The organism is Deinococcus frigens DSM 12807 (assembly GCF_000701425.1).
Lineage (GTDB): Bacteria > Deinococcota > Deinococci > Deinococcales > Deinococcaceae > Deinococcus > Deinococcus frigens.
The window spans coordinates 81291-103760 of record NZ_JNIW01000001.1 but is presented as its reverse complement, the minus strand read 5'-3'; the positions used below and the strand labels follow the sequence as shown (position 1 = coordinate 103760).

Here is a 22470-nt window from a genome sequence, read left to right as displayed (position 1 = left end):
GTTAACTGCCTCCCAGGGCAGCGAGAACGGATTTCACGGCGGGTTGCATCAGGTTCAGGGCCGGGGCACTGTACACGCCGAAGAAGATGGCGATCACCAGCGGCAGCCCCAGGATCAGCCATTCGGTATGGACGAGGTCACGCACCGCGATCCCGCCAAGGGGCCGCGCCTGCCAGAAGGTGGTCTGAAAAGCAGTGAGGGCGTAGGCAGCGGCGGCAATCGTCGTGAGGCCCGCCGCGAAGGCGACCCACGGCGACACCTGATACGCGCCGAGCAGCACCGAGAACTCGCCGATGAATCCGGCCATTCCGGGAACGGCGATGGACGCGAACCACAGCGCCATCGTCATTCCGCCCAGAGCACCGGCCCCGGTCATCAGGCCGCCCACGCGGGTATCCAGGCTACCGATGCGCTCCTGCACCATGCCCACGCTCAGGAACAGCGCCCCGGTGTAGAGGTTCTGGAAGGCCAGCAGGTACATCGCGCCGATCACAGCCGTTTCGTTCAGAGAAAAGACACCCAGCGCCACGAAGCCCATGTGCGAGAGGCCCGCGTAGGCCAGCAGCCGTTTCCAGTCTTTCTGCCCAAAGGCCACCCAAGCGGAGTACAGCGCGGTGAAGGCGGCCAGTCCCATCAGGATCGGGCGCAGTTCCAGCGAGGCGTCGGGGAACAGCGGAATGGCAAACGTGAACAGGCCGTAACCGCCCACCTTGTACAGCGTGCCCATCACGTCGGGGACGCCGCTGTCGTGGTTCTGCTCGTGAAAGTCGGGCAGCCAGGCGTGCAGCGGCCACAGCGGCAGCTTGACCGCCATCGCCGTCAGGAAGCCCAGGTACAGCCAGGTCTGCGCCGGACCAGTTACTAAGTTCTGCTTCAGATCAACGAGGGCGAACGTCGGGCTGCCGCCCAGGTAGCGCACGCCGATGATGCTCACCAGCATCAGCAGGCTGCCGAACAGCGTGTAGGCCGCGAACTTCACCAGTGCGCGCATCCGGTGGGCCTTGCCGTAGATTGCCAGCATCAGCAGGGAGGGCAACAGGGCATCCTCAAAAAAGACGTAAAACAGGATCAGGTCACGCGCGGCGAAGATGCCGAGCAGCCCGGTTTCCATCGCTAGAATCAGCGCCAGCATGGTGCCGGGGTTAGGAATGCGCCGCGCCGCGTACAGGACAGCGATGAACGACATGAACGCGGTAACAAGCGCCAGCGCCAGACTGACGCCCGACAGTTCCACGCTGTAGGTGATGCCCAGCGCCGGAATCCAGTTCAGGCCCAGCAGCCCGGAGCCGCCCGTATACCAGATCATCAGGCCGAGGCCAAGGGTCAGCACGGCCACGAATCCGGCCAGCTCGTCGCGCCAGCGGTTCGGGGCCAGAAAGAGCAGCAGACTTCCCAGCAGCGGCAGGAAAATCATGATGGTGGGAAGCCATTGGGGATCAAACATGGGGGGCCTCCGGGGTGAGGGGTGAAGGGTGAGAATTAGAGATCAGCGGGAGAGGGTTGAAAAGGTTTGTCCAGCACAAAGACGCCAGCCCCCTCACGCGCCACTCCCCACCATCTTCAGCGCCCAGTACCCAATAATCGCCGCCGTTCCCAGCAACATGCTGACTGCGTAGGCCCGCACAAAGCCGCTCTGCCACAGGGTAAACAGGCCGCCGGGAGCCGCCGCGTTGCTGGCAATGCTCCCGATCAGGCCGTCGGTTCCCCGGTCCACCGTATCCAGCGCCCCGGCAATCCCCCGACTGGGTGCGGCCACCAGACCGTCGTAAACATTGTCCAGATACAGAGCGCTACTGCTGAACTGTCCCAGCGGGCCATTGTCCAGTTTTTTGGCGCGGTGCTGAAGGTACGCCCAGCCCAGCCCCACCACGCCCGCCAGCACGGCGAAAATGGTCAGGCTCCACTCGGTAGAGGGCAGGATTTCATGCGCCTCCTGCGGGATGGCGCGGCCCAGGTAGCTGTCAAAGGCGTGGCCGCCGCCCAGGAAGGTGGGAATGTTCAGGAAGCCGATCAGCGTGGCCCCAGCCGCCAGGATGCCCAGCGGAATCTTGGTGATGGTATCGGCCTCATGCGGGTGAGCGACGCCCGTGGCCTCTGCTCCCCGGTACTGGCCGCGCCACACCAGGAAGTACCAGCGGCCCATGTAGAAGGCGGTCAGCAGCGCCACGATCAATCCGATCAGGTACAGCAACGGCTGCGTCTCGAAGGCGGCGGCCAGAATCGCGTCCTTGGAAAAGAAGCCGCTCCAGATCGGAATGCCGCTGATGGCGAGGACGCCCACGGCGGAAACGATGTGTGTGAATGGCATGAACTTCCGCATCCCGCCCATGCGCCGCACGTCCTGTTCGTTGTGCAGGGCGTGAATTACCGCGCCCGCCGCCAGGAACAGCAGCGCCTTGAAAAAGGCGTGGCTCAGCAGATGGAACACGCCCGCCGAGTACGCACCCACGCCCACCGCCAGGAACATGTAGCCCAGTTGCGAGACGGTGGAAAAGGCCAGAATCTTCTTGATGTCGTGCTGGTTGAGAGCCGCCAGCGCGCCGTACAGCGCGGTCAATCCTCCCACCCAGGCCACCCACAAGGAGGCATTCGGGGCCAGTTCGTACAGGAAGTGGCTGCGCGTGATCAGGTACACGCCCGCCGTGACCATCGTGGCGGCGTGGATCAACGCGGAAACTGGCGTCGGCCCCGCCATCGCGTCGGGCAGCCAGGTGGTCAGCGGCAACTGACCGCTCTTGCCGATTGCGCCCACCAGCAGGAACAGGCAGGCCAGCTCCACTCCGGCGGTGGCGACATTCACGCCTTCCACCCGCGTCGCCAGTTCGGGAATGCTGAGGGTACCGTACAGCTTATATAGCAGGAACATGCCCAGCATGAAGCCCAGATCGCCGATGCGATTCATGATGAACGCCTTGCGGGCTGCGTTGGAATTGTTGACGCCCTCCTGCTCGCCCGCCGCCCGCAGATCCTTATCGCTGGACTCGCTGCCGCGCCCGCTGAACCAGAAGCCGATCAGCAGGTAAGAGGCGGTCCCCACGCCCTCCCAGCCGACGAACATCAGCGGGTAGGAGTCGGCCAGCACCAGAATCAGCATCATGGCGACAAAGAAATTCAGGAAGGCGAAGAAACGCGTGAATCTGGCGTCGTGGCCCATGTAGCTGATGGAATACAGGTGAATCAGGAAGCCGATCCCCGTGATGATGAGAGCCATCAACGCGCTCAGTTGATCCAGATAGAAGCCGACGCTCAGATTGGCATTCAGCGCCATATTGGGCAGCCACGTCCACAGCGTTTCCTGTGCGGGAGTGTCGCCCTGGCCCAGGTAGCGCAGGACGGCGACGACAAAGGCCGCGCCAATTAAACCAGTCGCCAGCCAGCCGCCCGACTTGCCGGGGAACAGGCGCGGGAAGACCATCAGCAGGGCGAAGCCGATTAAAGGCAGCAGCGGAAGCAGATACAGAAGGGGCAACACGCTCGCCACTCAGCCTTTCATCGCCGCGAGATCGTCCACGTTGGTGGTCTCGCGCTTGCGGAAGATGGCGACGATGATGGCGAGGCCAATCGCCACCTCGGCGGCGGCCAGGGTCATCACGATAAATACGGCGGTCTGCCCGGTCAGGTCTCCCCACGAGCGGGCAAAGGCCACCAGCGCGATGTTGGCGGCGTTCAGCATCAGCTCCACGCTCAGGAAGACCATGATCGCGGTGCGGCGGGTCAGCACGCCGATCATGCCCAGGGCAAAAAGAATGCCCGACAGGGCAATGTAATAACTCGTTGGAACCATTAAGCCCTCACCTCCCCTTCGTCGTTGCGGTGTTGGAGACTCTGGTGCTGGAGGACGGGCTGACTGCCGCCTCTGGAAATGGCCGAACCCACCGGCGGGGTCAGCAACTCGGCCTCGCTGTCCGGCACGTCGTCCGGCTGCGGCACGGGCCGTTGCACCAGCGCCACCGCGCCCACAATGGCAACCAGCAGCAGAATACTGACGGCCTCAAACGGCAACAGGAAACGCGTGAGCAGGGTTTCACCGATCACCGACGCCGAGCCTCCGCCCAGCGCCAGCGTCGCCTCGGCCACCGGGCGCGGGTCCTTGTAGGACACTGCCAGGATGGTGAACGCCCCGGCCAGCACCACGCCGCCCAGCCCCGCCAGCTCGCGCACGAAGGGAATCGGATCGCGCCCGGAGATGGGCTGGTTGGCATTGAGCAGCATGATCACGAACAGGAACAGCACCATGATCGCCCCGGCGTACACGATCACCTGCGTGGCCGCCAGGAACGAGGCGTTCAGGGTGGCAAACAGCCCCGCCACGCTGATCAGCGTCCCGACGAGTCCCAGCGCCGCATGCACGGCATTGCGCGCCGCGATGGTAATAACGCCGCCGACCAGGGTGAGTGCGCCGAGGAGGATGAAGGCGATCATCATTGGGGGCCGCCTTTGGCTTGCCGTAGAGGAGCAGATGGAGCATTCAAATATCCAGATTTTTGACCCTTATTCAAGCAATTCACGGATACTCCACCCCCTCCAGTTCCGCGCGTGGCGGGCCGTCCAACTGGAAGCCCAGGCGGACGGGCTTGCCACTCTTGGCAGCCTCGCGGCGCTGGGGAATTGATCCGGTCACGCCCACCAGCATGTCTTCCTTGGCGTACACGAAGTCGCCGTAACGGTAGTCGGCCATTTCAAACTCGTTGCCCATGACTACCGCGCCCGTGGGGCAGGCTTCCTCGCACATGCCGCAGAAGATGCAGCGCAGCATATTGATCTCGTAGACCTTGGCGTAGCGCTCGCCGGGGCTGTGGGGCGAGGCCGGATCGTTCTCGGCGGCCTCCACGTAGATGGCGTAGGCCGGGCAGGCGGCGGCGCACAGCGAACAGCCGATGCACTTCTCCAGACCGGTGCCGGGGTGGCGCGTCAGGACGTGCCGCCCCCGGAAACGCGGTTGCAGGGTGGCCCGCTCTTCCGGGTAACTGACGGTCACGGGCTTCTGGAACAGCTTGCCCAGCGTCAGGCCCATGCCCTTGGCAATGTCAAGAACGCCCATATGGAACTCCTTCGGGGGGTGAGGGTGGAGAGGTCAAAGCGGATTGGGGAGAGGAAACGGAACGCACGAAGCCATCCATCTCAATCGCCTCCCACAGGACGCGTCGCCTTGGCTGGCACTTTTGGCGCGGCGGGCGCACTCCACAGCGAACGCACACGGTCACCCATCACGAACAGGACCAGCAACGCGGCCAGGCTCAGGAGTCCCAGGAACCACAGGCCCAGGCCAGAGGGACGCAGGAACGCCAGGTGAAACGCCACCAGCATGGTGTTGCCCAGCGCCAGCGGCAGCACCAGCTTCCAGCCGAAACGCATCAACTGGTCGTAGCGCAATCGGGGCAACGTGGCGCGCACCCAGATGAACAGGAACAGGAAGAAACCGATCTTGACCACCAGCCAGATGATCGGCCAGCCGCTGATGCCGGGAATAAGGCCGTCCAGAAACACCGGCCCCCGGTAGCCGCCGAAAAACAGCGTCGCCATCAGCGCAGAGGCCGTCATCATGTTCACATACTCGGCCATCTGGAACAGCGCCCACTTGATCGCGCTGTACTCGGTCAGGTAGCCCGCCACGATTTCCTGCTCGGCTTCGGGCAGGTCAAAGGGGGTGCGGTTGACTTCCGCAAAGGAGCTGACCAGAAACAGGGCGAAGGCGAAGACCTGGAACAGAATGGTCCAGCCCTGAAGCGCCTGCCACTCCACGATCACGCGGAAGTTGGTGCTGCCGATCAGCATCAGCGTTCCCAGCACGCTCAGGCCCATGCCCAGCTCGTAGCTGATCATCTGCGCGCTGCTTCTCAGTGCGCCCAGCATCGGGTATTTGCTGCCGGAGGCCCAGCCGCCCAGGAAGATGCCGTACACGCCCATAGAGGTCAGCGCCAGCAGCGCCAGCAGTCCGGCGTCCAGGTTGTAGACCCACGGATCAGCGCCGAACAGGCTGCCCGCCGGACCCGCCGGAATGCCCCCAAACGCCGTCAATGCCGTGCCAATCGCCAGAATCGGCGCGAGGGTGTAGACCAGCTTGTCGGCCATCGTGACCTGAAGGTCTTCCTTGAAGATGCTCTTGATGGCGTCCGCGAGGGGTTGCAGCAGGCCCATCGGCCCCACGCGGTTCGGCCCCCAGCGAATCTGCATGCGGGCCAGCAGGCGGCGCTCCACCAGGGTCATGTAGGCGAAGGCGGTCAGGAGTGCGAGGGCCACCAGCACAGCTTTGAGTAGGGTGATCAGGGCGGGAATCAGCCAGTCGGGCATCAGTCATCCCCTCCCACGGGGGCCGCGCCCAGCATCGGCAGCGGCTGGAGGTTGGCGGGAATCAGGGTCTGGATGGAGGGCTGCATGCGCTCGGTCCACAGGTGCGGAACGTGCGTCTGCTCGGTGGGAGCGACGTGGGAGCTGCGGAAGGCGTGAATGACGCCGCGTTCGGGCAACTCGCCCAGCCTGAGACCCAGTTTCTGCTCCGCCAGCGCCTGCGCCGACTTCAGGCCACGGACGGGGGCGCGGACGCCCAGCGCTTCCGAAACGGCGGTCAGCGTGCGGATCAGATCGGCGGCCTCGCCCGCGCTCAGGGCGGCCTGTTCCAGTTCCAGCAGGCGGCCTTCCAGATTGACCGTCGTGCCGCGCTTCTCGTAGTTGGTCACGGCGGGCAGTACCACGTCCGCCAGCCGCGCGGTGGCGGTCAGGTGCGAATCGTGAACAATGGTCAGTCCCCGCGCCCGCACGCCAGGGTCCAAGCGGCTGATGAACGCGGCGGGAGCATCGGCCACGCGGGCAAACGGCAGACCACCTTCACGCGGCACCAGATTCAGCGCCGCCAGTCCCTTGCTGTTGGCCCCGGCGGGAATCGCCAGCACCTTCGCCCCTGTGCGGGTTGCCAGTTCGCTCAATTGCGCCGCGAACGAGCCGGAAGCGCCGTTCAGCACGTCCGCCCCCAAAATGATGATCACCTTCTCGCTGTCGGTGAGCAGCTTCAGCGCGGCCTGCAATTCGGCGGTGTCCGGGCGGCTCAGGCGTTCCAGCGCGTTGTGGCCGTTGGAGGAGGCGCGGATTCCGGCATGCTGCCACAACCGCGTTTCCTTCCCGATGACCGCCAGCTTTTCCGGCTTGCGGGCCGGACGTTCCACCAGCCGCAGGTCTGCAATCGCCGTGCCATGTGCGTATTCAGGTGGGAGGAGGCCGCCGCGCAGCATTTCCAGAATGCGGAGTTCCAGAATCGGGGCTTCCTCGCCCAGATCGGCTCCGATGACCACCACGGCGTCGGCAGTCGCCACGTCGCTCAGGGTAGCCGCGCCGTTCGGCATGGCGTCCAGCGAGACCTCATAGCGGGGCCAGTGGTCCACATGGGGGCTGCCCACAGCGTCGGCCAACGCTTCCAGCGCCACGCCTTCTTCCAGCGTGCTGTCGGCGTTCAGGTACAGGGCCAGATCGGTGGCGTTGTGACGGGTCATGCCCGCCCGGATGGCGGCGATGGCCACGTCCCAGCTCGCCTCCTGCAATTCGCCGTCCACGCGCACCAGCGGCACGGTCAGCCGCCGCTCGGAGGCGAAGGCGTGACCAAAGCGGCCCGCATCGCAGATCCACGCCTCGTTCACCTCGCGGTTCTCACGGGCCACGATGCGCTCCAGACGGCCATTGCGGGCGTCCACAGTGATAGAGCAACCCACCGAGCAGAGGGTGCAGGTGGTGGGCGTGTGGTCATACTCCCAGTTGCGCCCCCGGAAGCGGGCCACGTTGTCCAGCAGCGCCCCCACCGGGCAGATGTCGGCGATGTTGCCCTGGAATCCGGTGGGCAGGCCGCCCTCCTCGGTGTCAATAAAAGTGTGCCCGCCGCGCTCGATGAAATCCAGCACTTCCTGGCCCGGCACTTCCTCGAAGTAGCGCACGCAGCGTTTGCAGTGAATGCAGCGTTCCTGATCCAGAATGATGAAGTCGCTGAGTGGGTAGTGCTTGTCGGCGTGGCGGCGGTCAAAGCCGAAGCGACTCGCGCCGTAGCCGTATTCAAAGGCGCGGTCCTGCAACTCGCACGCGCCGCCCTTGTCGCAGGTGGGGCAGTCCAGCGGGTGGTTCAGGAGGGTGAATTCCATCATCCCTGCCTGCGCCTTGGCCACCACCTCGCTGCTGCGGGCGGACTTGATGTGCATGCCCTCGGTGGCCTGCATGGTGCAGGAGGCCATCGGCTTGGGGAACCAGAAGATTTTCGGCTGCCCCGTCGCGTCGTCCAGCACGAACGAGCCGTCCTTTTCCTTGCGCGGCGAACCGGTTTCTACCAGGCACATGCGGCACGCACCCACCGGACTCAGGTACTTGTGGGCGCAGAAATACGGCACATCCCCGCCCGCCTCGAACACCGCGTCAATGGCAGAGGTTCCAGCCGGGAGTTCGAGTTCTACGCCGTCTACATGGACTTTCATAGTGCGCCTCCAGCGGCGCGTCTAACCGTCAAACCGTTTAAAGGTCTAAAGGCAAAAAAGAGAGCGGTTAGACGGTCAGACGTTTTGACTTTTAGACGATGAGCGCGGCGAATCATACGTCCTTCCAGCGGTTGCGGGGCGGATAGGTGGGCGTCTGCAACTGCGCCAAGGAGTCGTACTCTTCGCGGAACAGTTCAATGCTGCTCAGCACTGGCCCCAGGCAGGCGTCGGCCAGGGCGCAGAAGCTGCGGCCCCCGATGTTCTCGGACATATCCAGGATCAGTTGCACGTCGCCGGGCTGGCCGTGGCCGCGCACCAGTTTCTCGTACATGCGGGTCATCCAGCTTGAAATGCCCTCACGGCAGGGCGTGCATTTGCCGCAGGATTCGTGGCCGTAAAAGCGCACCATGTTCCAAGTGGCGTTCACGATGCAGTCGGCCCTGGGGATCACGGTGACGCCGCCCGTGCCCAGCATGGACCCGCCAGCGGCGATGCTCTCGTAATCCATCGGCGTGTCCAGGGTTTTATCGTCCCAGCGCATCAGCGGGCAACTGGAGCCGCCGGGGATGATGGCCTTCATCTCCTCCAGGGGACCGCCCGCCCAGTCGTAGATCAGCTCGCGGAAGGTGGTGCCCAGCGGCAGCTCGTACACGCCGGGCCGCGCCACCGGGCCGGACACCTGAAACAGCTTCATGCCCTTGCTCTTCTCGGTGCCCATGCCCGCGTGCCACTCCGCGCCGAACTTCAGAATCTGGGTGGCGGCGCAGAAGGTTTCTACGTTGTTGATGGTGGTGGGCAGCCCGTACAGGCCAGCGGCGGCGGGAAACGGGGGCTTCAGGCGAGGATTGGCCCGCAGCCCTTCCAGGCTGTTCATCAGCGCCGTTTCCTCGCCGCAGATGTACGCGCCCGCTCCCCGGTGCAGGTGGAGCTGGAAGTCAATACCGCTGTTCAGGACGTTTTTGCCCAGCAGCCCGGCGGCCCGCGCCTCGTCAATCGCGACCTGGAGGCGCTCGGCGGCATGAACATACTCACCGCGAATGTAGATATAGCCCACGCTGGCGCGCATGGCGTACCCGGCGATCAGCATGCCCTCGATCAGTTGGTGTGGGTCTTCCGAGAGCAGGTAACGGTCCTTGAAGCTGCCCGGCTCCGACTCGTCCGCGTTGCAGATGATGTAGTGGGGTTTGCCGTCGTTGAGCGGCATGAAGGACCATTTGAGGCCGGTGGCAAAGCCCGCGCCGCCGCGCCCGCGCAGACCGGACTGCTTGACCTCGTCGATCACGGCGTCCGCGCCCATGCCGAAGGCGCGTTCAAGGGCCTCGTAGCCCCCATGCCGGCGGTAATAGCCCAGCGTCCAGCTTTCCGGCTGCCCCACGTGGGCGTACAGCGTGGGCGCGAAACGCGGGTCTTTGCCGCTGGTAATCGGCTTGGGAGGAGTGGGAGCAGTTGCGGGAAAGGCAGCGGTCATGCTTCACCTCCTGGGGTGATAGGCGGGAGCTGGCCCAGGCCGGTGATGCTGGCCCCGATCGCCTCGCCGCTTGCCAGCACCTGACGGCCCTCGGCGTTGACGGTCACAGGAACCGGATTGTCGGGCAGCGGCTGAAGGTCCGCATGCAGCGATTCCAGGATGCGGGCGCATTTGCTGGGAGTGACGTTCTCGTAGTAGCCGTCGTCGTTGATCTGCATCATGGGCGCGGTGCCGCACGAGCCGAGGCATTCCACCTTCTGCACGCTGAACCGCCCATCGGGGGAAACCTCGCCCGGCTGCACGTCCAGCGTTTCCACCAGATGGTCCCACAGCTCGTCGGACCCGGCCAGCGAACACATCACCGTGCTGCACACCTGAAGGTGATACTTGCCAGTGGGCAGCGTGTGGTACGTGGAATAAAAGCTCATGACGCTGCGGACCTCGGTGGCGGTGGTGCCGCACAGGGCCGCGATTTCATCCAGGCGCGTCCCGTTCACAAAACCTTCGGCGTCCTGCACCTCGCGCAGCAGGGGCATCAGCGCGCTGCGGCGGCCCTGCGGGGAATCGGGGTAACGCGAGAAAATATCCGCGACGAGGGATTGTTTATCGGCGAAATAGGTCAACCTGATTCTCCTGACGAGCGAAATACATTATTATCTTGGCTACCACAAGCAAAAAATCCCCTATGATATTGATAGCAACCTGAATGCATCTTTAAACATTGCCTGACAGAAACTTGAATCATTGCTTCGGCCTTTTGAAGAAATACTGCGTACTGTCTAAGGTTCCATGATCATTAACAACTTTTACCAATTTCCAGCCCTGATTTCCGATATTACTCATGATTAATCCTAAAATAGACTCTTCTTTGCTAATTTGACGTCCTATTAACTTTTCACCTAGCTCATTTAAATCTATAGCATTGAAGCTTTTATCTGGAAAGCGTAAGTTGTAGTTTTTTATCAGTGCAGTAACAAATGTCATAATTGAATATTCCCACTTCTGCGCTCCTGATTCTGTTTGTGCCAAAGAGTCAGCAGGATAAATAAATACCAAAAGAATGCCTACACTTAGAAATTTTCCTGCCAGCGACTGCCTGAGAGTATTCATCGGTCCACATCCCCAAGAACGGGGTCAATGGTGGCAAGAATGGTGATCAAATCGGCGAACTGTGCGCCCACACAGGCGTATTCCAGGGCTTGCAGGTTTACAAAGCTGGGGGCACGAATCTTAACCCGGTACGGCATGGAGCCGCCGTCTGACACGATGTAATACCCGACTTCGCCGCGTGCCGATTCGGTAGGCACATAGACCTCGCCCACGGGCGGGTGAAAGCCCTCGGTGACCAGTTTGAAGTGGTGAATCACGGCTTCCATGCTGGTTTCCAGCTCGTGGCGAGGCGGCAGCGAAATCTTGCGGTTGGGATCGCTTACCGGGCCGGGCCGCAAACGCTCCAGCGCCTGCCGGACGATCTTGATGCTCTCGCCGAACTCCCACAGCCGCATGTTGAAGCGGGCCAGGCTATCGCCGTCGGGGCTGGTCACCACCTCGAAATCATAGGTTTCGTAGCCGCAATACGGGTTGTCCTTGCGGTTGTCCAGCGGCACGCCGGAAGCGCGCAGATTTGGCCCGGTCAGGCCCAGATCGAGGGCCACGTCGGGCGGAATGATGCCCACACCGCGCGCCCGGTCCTGAAAGATGGGGTTGTTGGCGAACAGCGTGGTGTACTCCTGCACGCCCTTTTCCATCTGGACCAGAAAGCGCGAGACCATCGCTGGCCAGCCGTCGGGAATGTCGCGGGACAGGCCGCCCACCCGGAAATAGCCCTGGTTCATGCGGTAGCCGCAGACGGCCTCGAACAGGTCCTGAAGGGACTCCTTCTCGCGGAAGGCGTAGAAAAACGGCGTCAGTGCGCCCAGATCCAGCAGCCCCGTTCCCACGAAGACCAGATGGCTGTGCATCCGCCCCAGCTCGTGCAGAATCACGCGGATGGTGGTGGCCCGCTCCGGCACCTCGGCCTGAAGCAGTTTTTCCACGCTCAGCACGTAGGACAGCTCGTGGCTGAAGCAGTGCAGGTAATCGGTGCGCGGCGCGTAGGTCACGCCCTGCTGATACGTGCGGTTTTCAAAGGTCTTCTCGAAGCCGGTGTGCAGGTAACCCATGTGCGGCGTGACCTTGACGACATATTCGCCGTCCATGTCGACCACCAGGCGCAACACGCCGTGCGTACTGGGATGCTGCGGCCCCACGTTCAGCGACATCATCTCGGTGTGCAGCAGCGCCCCGGTGCGCCCGTGCAGCCGCTCATCTATGGTGGATTCCTGGTGGTCCGGCGTCATCTGGCGGCGCGGCAGGGTGCCGGAATCCGGGTCCTGCCGCAGGTCACGCAGGGTCTCGCGCTCCTTGACGGCGGTGCGGTCCTGGTCTTTGAGGGTCATGTCAAACCTCCTTGGGGACGGCCCAGAACTGGCTCGCCCATCACTTCGGTCCCCCCTCCGGCATCACCGGGGGCAGGCGGTCCTCGCCGCGCCCGCGCCGCAGTTCTCCCCGGTAGCCGGTCAGGCCGGACTGCTGCCCGGTCACGCCCGCACGGAAGGCGGCGGGATCCAGAAAGCGCCCGTCGCGGAACAGCGTGGGCGTCTCGCCCAGCGGGAAATCTTTGCGCAGCGGGTGGCCTTCCAGATCGTCCGGGGTCAGTACCTTGCGGAGGTCTGGATGCCCCACGAATTCCACGCCCATCAGGTCATAAACCTCGCGCTCCAGGTAATTGGCGGCCTTCCAGACCGGGTAGAGGCTGTCCAGCGGCTGCCCCTCATCCAGCCACACCCGCAGGAACAGGCGGCGGTGGTCGCGCGGGTGGTAAATGTTGTGCAGCACGGCAAACCGCTTGGGCCGGGGCTGGGTGTAGGTCAGGTAATCCAGGCCCACCGTGTCCATCAACATGAAACCGCGTGCCTTGAGGGCCTGGGCCACCTCGCGCAGCCGCTCTGGCAGAACGAGGGCGGTGGGTTCCGCCGAGTCGTCCTCGGTCAATCCCAGTTCGGCCATCAAGCCAGTCACGTCGCGCGGGTCAGCGGGCGGTGTGGGGGCGGCGACAGGCATCCGGCCCACCGCCGCGCCGCCCTGCGTGACCTCCACGGTTACGGGCAGGGCCGGATTCGGTGTGACCGTGATCGCGGGCGGATCGGCGCGGACAACGATCTGTGCTGGTTTCACCTGGGCCTGATCCGGCGAGGATTGCCTGCCCGCGTCCGGCCCGGTCAGCCGCTCGGCTTCTGACGTGACCTTCTGTCCGTCGTTTTTGCCCGTCACCGGGTCCACGCATCCACCATCGGCAACTGGTGGCCCAACTGGTCAAAGGCCTCGCCGCGCACCTTTTTCTGAAGCTGCATCACGGCGTAGATCAGGGCTTCAGGGCGCGGCGGGCAGCCCGGCACAAAGATGTCCACCGGCACCACGCTGTCCACATTCTGCACGATGGCGTAATTGTTGAACATGCCGCCCGAACTGGCGCACGCACCCATGCTAATCACCCATTTGGGATCGGGCATCTGGTCGTACACGCGGCGCATGATCGGGGCCATCTTCTTACTCAGGCGTCCGGCGACGATCATCACGTCGGCCTGCCGGGGACTGGCGCGGAAGACCTCTGAGCCGAAGCGGGCCATATCGTTGCGTCCGTTGGTGCTGCTCATCATCTCGATGGCGCAGCACGCCAGCCCGAAGGTCGCGGGCCACAGGCTGTTGCTGCGGCCCCAGGCCACCAGTTTCTCCAGGCTGGAAAACAGGATGCCTTCGGATTCCAGTTCCTGCCAGTCGCGGTCGATCAGTTCTTTCAGGGGCATGATGGCACCTCCGTTTCACGGCTTTTCAAGTCCGGTGCAGGGCTAAAGGTCAAAAGGTCTAACGGTCTAAGCGCACCATCTTTAGCCGTTAGACCGTTAGACGGTTTGACGGTTAGACGGCGCACAGCGCTTACGCCCATTCCAGCACCCGCTTTTTCAGCACGTACACGTAGCCCACCAGCAGCAGCAGCACGAAGGTTAGGGCCTCGAAAAAGGCGAAGGGAATCAATTTCTGGTAGGCCACCGCCAGCGGGTAAAAAAAGGCGGTCTCGATGTCGAAGACGATGAACAGCATCGCCACCAGATAGAAATGCACCGGGAAGCGCTGGCCGGTGCCGACGCCGCCGCCTTCCGGGTCGTTGCCGGATTCGTAGGCCATCAGCTTGGCGCGGGTGGCTTTTTTTGGCCCCAGGATGGCGCTGACGATGACGGCCAGCACACCGATGCCCACGGCCACCAGTAACATGATCACGAAGTTGAGGTATTCGATAACGATGCTCCTTTGTGCCCCGGTTTTCCCTGATCCCAGACAACTCGTGAAAAACAGCACGAGCAGCATCAAAAAAAGAGAGGCAAACGAATGAGACGGGTGGGTTATGTTACCCCTCTGTTTTACCACGTTTACGCCCAGCGGGCGCGGTTCTTTGACCCTGTTGAGCGCCGCCGGACTCTTCTCTATCAGAACGCGGGAAGGCCGCCACGGCGCGGGCTGCTGGATGGTCACGAGGCCCGGAGCAGCAAGCTGGGGAGAGGCCCGGCTCCTGGCCATCGCAACAGGGGGTGCCACCGGATCAGCAGCTTTGCCCGCGCCGCCGTCAGTTCACCAGTTCCACGAAATCGTCATCGTCGGCATCGTGGGCCAGCGGCAGCGAGAAGGTAAAGGTGGCCCCGTGGCCGCGCTCGGACTGCACGCCGATGGTGCCGCCGTGTTCCTCGACGGCCAGTTTGCAAAAGGCCAGGCCCATGCCGGTGTCGAAACGCCCGTGCAGGGTCAGGCGCGACTGCTCGAAGGCGGCGAACAGGTTGGGGATGTCTTCCTCGGGAATGCCCTCGCCGTCGTCCTGCACGCCAATCTGCACGGCGTCCCGGATGGCGCGCACCGTGACGGCGATGTGGCCGCCGCCGGTGGTGTGCTTCATGGCGTTGCTGATCAGGTTGGCCATCACCCGGCGCAGGATTTCCGGGTCGGCGCTGGCCGGGCTGAGGTTGCTCTCCACGTCCGTGCGGACCACGCGGTCGTGCAGGCCGCTGCCCACGTCGCCGCAGGCCAGGGTCAGCACTTCCCCGAACATCGGCGAGAACATCAGCTCGCGCCGCAGGTTCATCTTGCCCGCCTGGATCTTGCGGATATCGAGCATGTTGACCGCCAGATGCAGCAGGTGCTGGCTCTCGTCGCGGGCCACTTTTAAGAGTTCGCGGGAGTCGTCGGGGACGCGGGCGTCGTCCTGCACGATTTCCAGCAGGCCCATCACGGCGGCAATCGGGTTTTTCAGGTCATGCACCAGCATGTGGACCAGTTGATCGCGCACCCGTTCCTCGTGTTCCCAGCCGTCGCTGCGGCGTTGCAGGGCAGCCACCCGGCCATGCAGATCGTGATGCTGCCGCGCCCGGGCCAGCATGTTGCCGACCTGCAAGGCCAGCGCATTGGGGGCGGTGGTGTCGCTGATCAGCGCGTCGGCCCCGGCAGACAGCAGCGCGCCCAGGCCGCGCGTGCCCACCGCCAGCCACTGGGTCCCGGCCAGTTCGGCGCGCTGGCGCAGTATGGGCAGCACCTGGGCAAGTGGCACCCCCGGCAGATCGGTGTACAGCAGCGCCACGGCAGGCGGCTGGACATGTGCCTCGCGCAGCAGGGTTTCGGCGTCGGCAACGTGCACCACCGCAGCCTGCGTGAGCAGCGGCGCAAGCTGCGAGGCGCGGTCGCGGTCGGCGGAGACCACAAAGACAGTCTGGACATCGGTGCTGGACATGGTCTGAGGGGCAGTGTACCCCGCAGGCCGGGTCAGCCTGGGTACCTCAGCAGACACCCCGAGACCGTCAGTGGCGGGGAAAGCGCTGAGGGCATTGGTCCGAATGACAGCGTCAGAAAACAGACCGCTGCTGCTTTCAGTCTCTTCAATGCCCGGCAAAACTCACTCACTGTCCTGGGCAGCACAGACTGCCGTCGTGGACAGCCGCCCGGGAGGCCGCCCTTCCTCCCCAGGTGGACGCTCGCCCGCCCCCTTCGGTCGACAGCGAACAGCTCTGTGGACCACTGCTCTGAAGGCGGGCAAGGCCCACTCCTCCTTCCCCGCGCTAAGGAGCCATCAAGTCCCGCGCCGCCGTCTCCAGATTGCCGCTGCCCGCCAGACTGCTGCCCACCAGCACGGCGTCGGCCCGCCCACGAATCTGCGCGATCTGCTGCGGGCTGCGGTAGCCGCTCTCGGCCACCAGGACGCCGGAAAACCCGCGTTGCCGGGCCAGCCGGATCAGGCGCGGACTGACCGCCAGATCGATGTTCAGGGTGGTCAGATCGCGGTTGTTGACGCCGATGATGCGCGCCCCGGCGGCCAGCGCCACCTCCAGCTCGGCCTCGTCGTGGACTTCCACCAGGGCGTCCAGCCCCAGGTGGTGGGCCAGGTGCAGATACGCGCCCGTCGCCGCGCCCAGCACGCTGACCATCAGCAGCGCCGCCGCCGCGCCCCATTCGGCGGCCTCGCGCAGCATGGCGGGGTGGACCACGAAGTCCTTTCGCAGGACAGGCAACCCCACCGCGCCCAGCACGCTGTGCAGCGCCTGCGGGTTGCCGTCGAAATGGCGGGGTTCGGTCAGCACGCTGATGGCGGACGCGCCGCCCGTCTCGTAGGCGCGCGCCGCCGCCGCCGGGTCCAGCGGGGCAATCGCGCCCTGGCTGGGGCTGGCGCGCTTGACCTCGGCGATCAGGGCCAGCACCGGGCCGCGCAGCGCCGCCTCGAAACGGCGGGCGGCGGGGCGCGCGGGGCCGAGGTCCGGGCTGGCCTGCTGGTAATCCCCGGCCCGCTCCTGCACGATGCGGCCCAGGACACCCGGCACGGACTTCAGATCAAGAGGAGGCAGGCCATTCACGCGCCGGAGTATACGGGGCAGCCGCCCCCCAGGAGAACGCGAAACCAGGGGGGCGCATGTTAGCCTGACGGCCATATGAGTTCCCCTTCCGCTTCCGGCCTGGCCCCCGGCCCCGGCCCCGTGCAGATCACCAGCGAGCAGATTCAGGCGCGCGTGCAGGAACTGGCCGCCCGAATCCGCCAGGACTACGCGGGCCGCGAGCCGCATCTGATCTGCGTCCTCAACGGCGCGTTCATGTTCCACGCCGATCTGGTGCGCGCGCTGGGTGTGCCCTGTACCATGGACTTCTTGCAGGCCAGCAGTTACGGCAACGCCAAGCAGAGCAGCGGCGAGGTGCGGTTGGTCAAGGACCTGCAATTTCCGATCAGTGACCGCCACGTCATCCTGGTCGAGGACATCGTGGACACCGGCATCACCATGAATTACCTGCTGCACTACCTGGAAGGGCGCGGCCCGGCCAGCCTCAAGATCGCCGCCCTGCTGAGCAAACCCAGCCGCCGCAAGGTGGAAGTGCCGGTGGAATACCTGGGCTTCACCATCCCCGACGCCTTCGTGTACGGCTACGGGCTGGACCGTTCGCAGTACGACCGCAATCTGCCGTTTATTACCAGTCAGGAATAAAGGTCTAGGGGGAGGATATTTTTGCGCCTCTCTCCCCGTGCGAAAGGGACGCCGCGAAGGCAGCGGGGGTGAGGGGGCCACCGGGCAGGCCGGAGTGTCCGCCAGTCCGCCCCCCGCGCCCCGCCTGTCTGGGCCGCCCGGCCCCCTGACCTGACGCCAGCGCTACCCTGTGGGCATGACCGACACCGCCAAGAAGCGCAAGCTCAACTGGAACTCTCACCAGGTCACCCAGGGCGACGAGCGCGCCCCGAACCGGGCCATGCTGCGGGCGGTGGGCTTCACCGACGGCGATTTCGAGAAACCGATCATCGGTGTGGCCCACGCGCAAAGCAACATCACGCCGTGCAACAACGGACTGGGCGAGCTGGCAGGCCATATCACCGACGCTATTCAAGAGGGCGGCGGGATGCCCCAGGTCTACGGCACTATTACTGTGTCGGACGGCATTTCAATGGGCACCGAAGGCATGAAGTGCAGCCTGGTCAGCCGCGAGGTGATCGCCGACAGCATCGAGACCGTCTCGCGTGGACAGTCGCACGACGGCGTGATCGTGGTGGGCGGCTGCGACAAGAATATGCCGGGGGCCATGATCGGCATTGCGCGGCTGAACATCCCCGCCATCTTCGTCTACGGCGGCACCATCAAGCCCGGCCATTACGGCGGCCAGGATCTGACCATCGTGAGCGTGTTCGAGGCCGTGGGTGCCTTCGGCGCGGGCAAGATCAGCCGCGAGGACTTCACGAAGATCGAGAAGAAAGCCTGCCCCGGCAACGGCTCGTGCGGCGGCATGTACACCGCCAACACCATGAGCAGCGCATTCGAGGCGATGGGCATGAGTCTCCCCTTTTCCAGCACCATGAGCGCGGTGGACGCCGAGAAGGCCACCAGCAGCGCCGACAGCGCCCGCGCCCTGCTGGGGCTGATCGAAGCGGACATTCGCCCGCTGGACATCCTGACCCAGAAAGCCTTTGAGAACGCCATTACCGTGATCATGGCCGTGGGCGGCAGCACCAATGCCGTGCTGCACCTGATGGCGATTGCGCACGCCTGCGACATCGACCTGAGCCTGGCGGACTTCGAGCGCATCCGCGAACGCACCCCGGTCTTCTGTGACCTGAAACCCAGCGGGCAGTATGTGGCCACTGACCTGCACGAGGTGGGCGGCATTCCGCGCGTGATGAAGATGCTGCTGAGGGAAGGCCTGCTCCACGGCGACTGCCTGACCGTGACCGGCAGGACGCTGGCCGAGAATCTTGAGCACGAGCAGGACACCCCCGACGCCGGACAGGACGTGATTCGCCCTTACGCCCAGCCGCTGTACACGCAGGGCCACCTCGCCATCCTGCGCGGCAACCTGGCCCCGGAGGGCAGCGTCGCCAAGATCAGCGGCCTGAAAAGCATCAAGATCACCGGCCCGGCGCGTGTTTTTGAATCCGAGGAAGCGTCGATGCACGCCATCATGGCGGACCAGATCAATCCCGGCGACGTGCTGGTCATCCGCTATGAGGGGCCGAAGGGCGGGCCGGGCATGCGCGAGATGCTGTCGCCCACCTCCGCGATTATCGGCAAGGGCCTGGGTGACAGCGTGGGTCTGATCACCGACGGGCGTTTCTCAGGCGGCACCTTTGGGCTGGTGGTGGGCCACGTCGCTCCCGAAGCCTATGTGGGCGGCCCGATTGCCCTGGTGCAGGAGGGCGACACCATCGAGCTGAACGCTGAGACCTGTGAACTGACCCTGCATGTGGATGACGCCGAGATCAAGCGCCGCCGCAAAGAGTGGGTGCAGCCCGAACCGCGTTACAGGCGCGGCGTGCTGGCGAAATACGCGAAACTGGTCAGCAGCGCAGCGGTAGGGGCGTACACGGATTGAGGTCAAATCCCCAGAAAGTGGGGCCAGCCGGGACTGACGTGCAGGAAAAACTCGTGGGGACGGAAGAGAGCAGGATGGGCCAGTATCGCGCCCATCCTGTTCTCTTCCCTTGGCCCTATGCTTCAGCGCCTGTCGGCCTCAGCTCCGCCGCCAGCTCCCGCACGGCCCGCAGCATCAGCCCGCCTTCAATGGTCTGCACGCGCGCCTTGAGCTTTTCCAGCGTGTCGCCGGGCCGCACCACTACCTCTTCCTGCACCAGCCGCGGCCCCTCATCGATGCCCGTCGTGACCAGATGCACCGTCGCGCCGGACCGGGTGTCGCCCGATTCCAGCACCGCGTGGTGAACGCGGTCCCCGTACATGCCGCGCCCGCCGTGTCTGGGCAGCAGACTGGGGTGAATGTTCAGCACCCGCCCCGCAAAGGCGTTCAGCACGAGCGGCCCCAGTTCGCGCATGTAGCCGCTGAGGATCAGCAACTCGGCGTCGGCCTCCCGCAAAAACTGAAGGATGGCCGCGTCCAGCTCATCGGCGTCCGGATACCTGGCGCTGCTCAGGTGGGCCGTCTTTAAGCCTTCCTGCCGCGCCCATTCCAGTGCGGGAGAGCGGCTGTTGTTGCTGATCAGGGCGACGGGCACGGCGTCCAACTCCCCGGCCTGGCACGCCTGGGTCAGGTGCCGCGCCGCGCTGCCGCCGTGGGAGGCGAGAAAGGCGAGATTCATGGGCGGCCCGCTTCCGGCTTTCCGCCTTGCCTCACTGCCCCAGTTCCTCCAGCAGATAGGCGCTGGTCAGAATCCCGTTGTGGTAGTCCTGCACGGCAAAACTCTCGTTGGGACTGTGGGGGGCGTCCTCGTTGAGGCCCAGATCCACGAACAGCACCGGGCTTTTCAGGATGTCGGCAAAGTAGGCCACGATGGGAATGCTGCCCCCGGTGCGGGCAAAGATGGCGGGCCTGCCGTACACCCGCTGAAGGGCACGGTCCGCCGCCTGCACATACTCGCTGGAGGTATCGAACTTGATCGGCTGGCCGCCGTGGTGATCCATCACCTTGACCGTCACGCCTTCCGGGGCGATCTGCGGCACGTAGTCCTGAATCAGCCTGGTAATCCGCTCCGGGTCCTGCCCCGGCACCAGTCGCATGGAGACTTTCGCCCCGGCCTTCGCGGCGATCACCGTTTTGCTGCCCTCGCCCTGGTAGCCGCCCCAGATGCCGTTCACGTCCAGCGTCGGGCGGCCCCACAGCCGTTCCAGCACGCTGAAGCCCTCCTCGCCGGGCAGGGCGGATACGCCGATGCTCCCCGCAAATTCGCCGTCGTCCTGCGGCAGACCCGCCCACATTTCCCGCTCCTCGTCGGTCAGCGCTTCGATGCCGTCGTAAAAGCCCGGAATGGTCACGCGGCCCCTGTCGTCTTTCAGTTTGGCGATGATCTCGCACAGGGCGTTGATCGGGTTGGGCGCGGCCCCGCCGTAGCTGCCGCTGTGCAGGTCCCGGTTCGCGCCCTGAACGTGAATTTCCACGTAGCTCAGGCCGCGCACGCCGTAGGTGATGGTGGGCACGTCTGGCGCAAAACGGCTGCCGTCGCTGATCACGATGACATCCGACTTCAGCTCGTCCGCGTGCGCTTTCAGGTACGGCACGATGCTGGGACTGCCGATTTCCTCCTCGCCCTCGATAAAGAACTTGACGTTGATGGGCAATTCGCCCTGCGACAGCAGCAGTTCCACGCCGCGCACATGGGCGTAGACCTGCCCCTTGTCGTCGGTGCTGCCGCGCGCATAGATGCGCCCGCCGCGTACCGTGGGTTCAAAGGGGGGCGTGGTCCATTCCTCCAGCGGCGCTTCGGGCTGCACGTCGTAATGGCCGTACAGCAGCGCGATGGGCTGGCCGGGCGCTTTCAGGTGTTCGGCGTACACGGCGGGATGCCCGCCCGTCTCGTCTACCCGCGCCGTGAAACCCAGCGATTCCAGTTTGGCGCGCAGAAATTCAGCGGCCTTCGCCATGTCTGGCTTGTGCGTGGGATCGGCGCTGACGCTGGGAATCCTGAGCAGCTCGAACAGTTCGGCATTGGCGTCGTCGCGGTTCAGGGCGGCACTGAGATCGGTCTGGGTCATGGGGCCGATGATAGAGGGTGGGCGAGGTAGAGGGGTTGGCCCCACGGCATGACCCCTCAGTCGGCCCCGCCGCCAGCTCCCGTTCAAGGGTGCCAGGGCATTTGTCAAAAGAGCTGTTCACTTTTGACCGAGCAAGGTGCGTGAATTGAGTGAATTTTGCCTAGTCTCAGGGAAAGCGGTCCGAGGGGCCGGACCTGCAAAGCTGGGGTCAAGCCGTGACAGCTTTTCCCTTGCCCCCCAGCACAAGTCATCCTTTTTTCCTGTGCACAGCCATGCACCACGGTCCATTCTCATCAACCTTGCTTCGGGTATACTCAGGCTACGTTATGGCCTCGGACTCTAAACATCGCCCAGTGTATGTGATCTCGGTGGCGGCGGAACTGGTGGACATGCACCCACAGACACTGCGCCTGTACGAGCGCAAGGGTCTGATCCGTCCGGGCCGCAGCACCGGCAGGACCCGCCTGTACTCCGAGCGCGACATCGAACACCTGCGCGAGATCCGGCGGCTGACCCAGGAGCTGGGCGTGAACCTGGCGGGCGTGGAAGAGGTGATGCGCCTCCAGCATGAGCTGGATGACCTTCAGGGTGAGTTCGAGGCCGAGATCACGCGCATCGAGGACGAGCTGCGGGACCGCGCCCGCGCCCTGCCCAGCAGCGAGGGGCGCGTGGACCCCAGGGACCGCCCGGTGTACGTGATCTCCATCGCCGCCGAACTGGTGGACATGCACCCGCAGACGCTGCGCCTGTACGAGCGCAAACAACTGATCAGCCCTGGGCGCAGCAGCGGCAAGACGCGGCTGTACTCCGAGCGCGACATCGAACACCTGCGCGAGATCCGGCGGCTGACCCAAGAGCTGGGCGTCAATCTGGCGGGGGTGGAGGAGATCATGCGCCTGCGCCACGAGCTGGACGGTGCGCGCTCCAATCTTGAGGGCAATGTGCGCCGCATCCAGGACGATCTGAGCGAGCGCATGACCAAGCTGCGGACCCTGCCCTCGCCGGAAGCGGCAGAGGAAGACCGCTAGGC

The 22470-nt window shown here is 64.5% G+C and carries 21 protein-coding genes; 3 read left to right on the top strand and 18 right to left on the bottom strand.

Features of this window, described 5'->3' with window-relative positions; genetic code table 11:
* Nucleotide 1: 1 nt before the first annotated feature.
* The 16 genes from Q322_RS0100450 to trpC all read right to left on the bottom strand — a co-directional run bounded on the left by Q322_RS0100450 (nucleotide 2) and on the right by trpC (nucleotide 16841).
* Nucleotides 2–1444 carry an NADH-quinone oxidoreductase subunit M gene (locus Q322_RS0100450; RefSeq protein ID WP_029474850.1) on the bottom strand — a complete coding sequence of 481 codons (1443 nt, stop codon included), beginning with the start codon at nucleotides 1442–1444 and terminating at the stop codon, nucleotides 2–4.
* Between the two features lie 93 nt (nucleotides 1445–1537).
* Entirely contained in the window at nucleotides 1538–3472 is a 1935-nt protein-coding gene (gene nuoL / locus Q322_RS0100445; RefSeq protein WP_029474848.1) for an NADH-quinone oxidoreductase subunit L, read from the bottom strand.
* A 9-nt stretch (nucleotides 3473–3481) separates the two neighbouring features.
* Nucleotides 3482–3784: an NADH-quinone oxidoreductase subunit NuoK gene (gene nuoK, locus Q322_RS0100440; RefSeq protein ID WP_029474846.1), complete on the bottom strand. Its 303-nt coding sequence runs from the start codon at nucleotides 3782–3784 to the stop codon at nucleotides 3482–3484.
* On the bottom strand, nucleotides 3784–4425 hold the full coding sequence (locus Q322_RS0100435; protein ID WP_029474844.1) for an NADH-quinone oxidoreductase subunit J family protein: 642 nt from the start codon (nucleotides 4423–4425) through the stop codon (nucleotides 3784–3786). The genes nuoK and Q322_RS0100435 overlap by 1 nt, the downstream gene beginning before the upstream one ends.
* 79 nt (nucleotides 4426–4504) lie before the next feature.
* The gene (gene nuoI / locus Q322_RS0100430) at nucleotides 4505–5041 is read right to left on the bottom strand and encodes an NADH-quinone oxidoreductase subunit NuoI (RefSeq protein ID WP_029474842.1); all 537 of its coding nucleotides are present in this window, start codon (nucleotides 5039–5041) and stop codon (nucleotides 4505–4507) included.
* 80 nt (nucleotides 5042–5121) lie between these two features.
* Complete coding sequence (nuoH, locus tag Q322_RS0100425; RefSeq protein ID WP_029474840.1) at nucleotides 5122–6291, bottom strand: NADH-quinone oxidoreductase subunit NuoH; 1170 nt, start codon at nucleotides 6289–6291, stop codon at nucleotides 5122–5124.
* Entirely contained in the window at nucleotides 6291–8447 is a 2157-nt protein-coding gene (nuoG, locus tag Q322_RS0100420; RefSeq protein ID WP_029474838.1) for an NADH-quinone oxidoreductase subunit NuoG, read from the bottom strand. The genes nuoH and nuoG overlap by 1 nt, the downstream gene beginning before the upstream one ends.
* 112 nt (nucleotides 8448–8559) lie before the next feature.
* Nucleotides 8560–9915 (bottom strand): NADH-quinone oxidoreductase subunit NuoF, encoded by a 1356-nt coding sequence (gene nuoF / locus Q322_RS0100415; protein ID WP_029474836.1) that lies wholly within the window; start codon nucleotides 9913–9915, stop codon nucleotides 8560–8562.
* Nucleotides 9912–10538, bottom strand: coding sequence for an NADH-quinone oxidoreductase subunit NuoE (gene nuoE / locus Q322_RS0100410; RefSeq protein ID WP_034417123.1), 627 nt, complete (start codon nucleotides 10536–10538; stop codon nucleotides 9912–9914). The genes nuoF and nuoE overlap by 4 nt, the downstream gene beginning before the upstream one ends.
* A gap of 118 nt (nucleotides 10539–10656) precedes the next feature.
* Entirely contained in the window at nucleotides 10657–11025 is a 369-nt protein-coding gene (locus tag Q322_RS22935) for a hypothetical protein (RefSeq protein WP_156952805.1), read from the bottom strand.
* Nucleotides 11022–12254: an NADH dehydrogenase (quinone) subunit D gene (gene nuoD / locus Q322_RS0100405; protein ID WP_051667953.1), complete on the bottom strand. Its 1233-nt coding sequence runs from the start codon at nucleotides 12252–12254 to the stop codon at nucleotides 11022–11024. Before nuoD ends, Q322_RS22935 begins: the two co-directional genes overlap by 4 nt.
* A 139-nt stretch (nucleotides 12255–12393) precedes the next feature.
* Nucleotides 12394–13017 (bottom strand): NADH-quinone oxidoreductase subunit C, encoded by a 624-nt coding sequence (locus tag Q322_RS0100400; RefSeq protein ID WP_084147685.1) that lies wholly within the window; start codon nucleotides 13015–13017, stop codon nucleotides 12394–12396.
* A gap of 206 nt (nucleotides 13018–13223) precedes the next feature.
* Nucleotides 13224–13760: a NuoB/complex I 20 kDa subunit family protein gene (locus Q322_RS0100395; RefSeq protein WP_029474828.1), complete on the bottom strand. Its 537-nt coding sequence runs from the start codon at nucleotides 13758–13760 to the stop codon at nucleotides 13224–13226.
* A gap of 130 nt (nucleotides 13761–13890) precedes the next feature.
* Nucleotides 13891–14319 (bottom strand): NADH-quinone oxidoreductase subunit A, encoded by a 429-nt coding sequence (locus Q322_RS0100390; RefSeq protein WP_245593089.1) that lies wholly within the window; start codon nucleotides 14317–14319, stop codon nucleotides 13891–13893.
* A gap of 256 nt (nucleotides 14320–14575) precedes the next feature.
* Nucleotides 14576–15727 (bottom strand): ATP-binding protein, encoded by a 1152-nt coding sequence (locus Q322_RS0100385; RefSeq protein ID WP_029474824.1) that lies wholly within the window; start codon nucleotides 15725–15727, stop codon nucleotides 14576–14578.
* A gap of 325 nt (nucleotides 15728–16052) precedes the next feature.
* Entirely contained in the window at nucleotides 16053–16841 is a 789-nt protein-coding gene (gene trpC, locus Q322_RS0100380) for an indole-3-glycerol phosphate synthase TrpC (protein ID WP_029474822.1), read from the bottom strand.
* A 75-nt stretch (nucleotides 16842–16916) separates the two neighbouring features.
* On the opposite strand from trpC, the gene hpt reads away from it, so the two are divergent.
* Together hpt and ilvD are read left to right on the top strand one after the other, a co-directional pair.
* Nucleotides 16917–17462, top strand: a complete 546-nt coding sequence (gene hpt / locus Q322_RS0100375) for a hypoxanthine phosphoribosyltransferase (protein ID WP_029474820.1) — start codon at nucleotides 16917–16919, stop codon at nucleotides 17460–17462.
* A 175-nt stretch (nucleotides 17463–17637) separates the two neighbouring features.
* On the top strand, nucleotides 17638–19332 hold the full coding sequence (gene ilvD, locus Q322_RS0100370; protein WP_029474818.1) for a dihydroxy-acid dehydratase: 1695 nt from the start codon (nucleotides 17638–17640) through the stop codon (nucleotides 19330–19332).
* A 115-nt stretch (nucleotides 19333–19447) separates the two neighbouring features.
* Here the strand turns inward: ilvD and purN are convergent, their stop codons facing one another.
* Both purN and Q322_RS0100360 read right to left on the bottom strand, forming a co-directional pair.
* Entirely contained in the window at nucleotides 19448–20050 is a 603-nt protein-coding gene (gene purN, locus Q322_RS0100365; protein ID WP_029474815.1) for a phosphoribosylglycinamide formyltransferase, read from the bottom strand.
* 31 nt (nucleotides 20051–20081) lie between these two features.
* Entirely contained in the window at nucleotides 20082–21440 is a 1359-nt protein-coding gene (locus tag Q322_RS0100360; RefSeq protein ID WP_029474813.1) for a dipeptidase, read from the bottom strand.
* Nucleotides 21441–21766: 326 nt separating this feature from the next.
* Here Q322_RS0100360 and hspR point away from each other — a divergent pair, with 326 nt between their 5' ends.
* Complete coding sequence (hspR, locus tag Q322_RS0100355) at nucleotides 21767–22468, top strand: heat shock protein transcriptional repressor HspR, fused homodimer type (RefSeq protein WP_029474810.1); 702 nt, start codon at nucleotides 21767–21769, stop codon at nucleotides 22466–22468.
* Nucleotides 22469–22470: the final 2 nt, after the last annotated feature.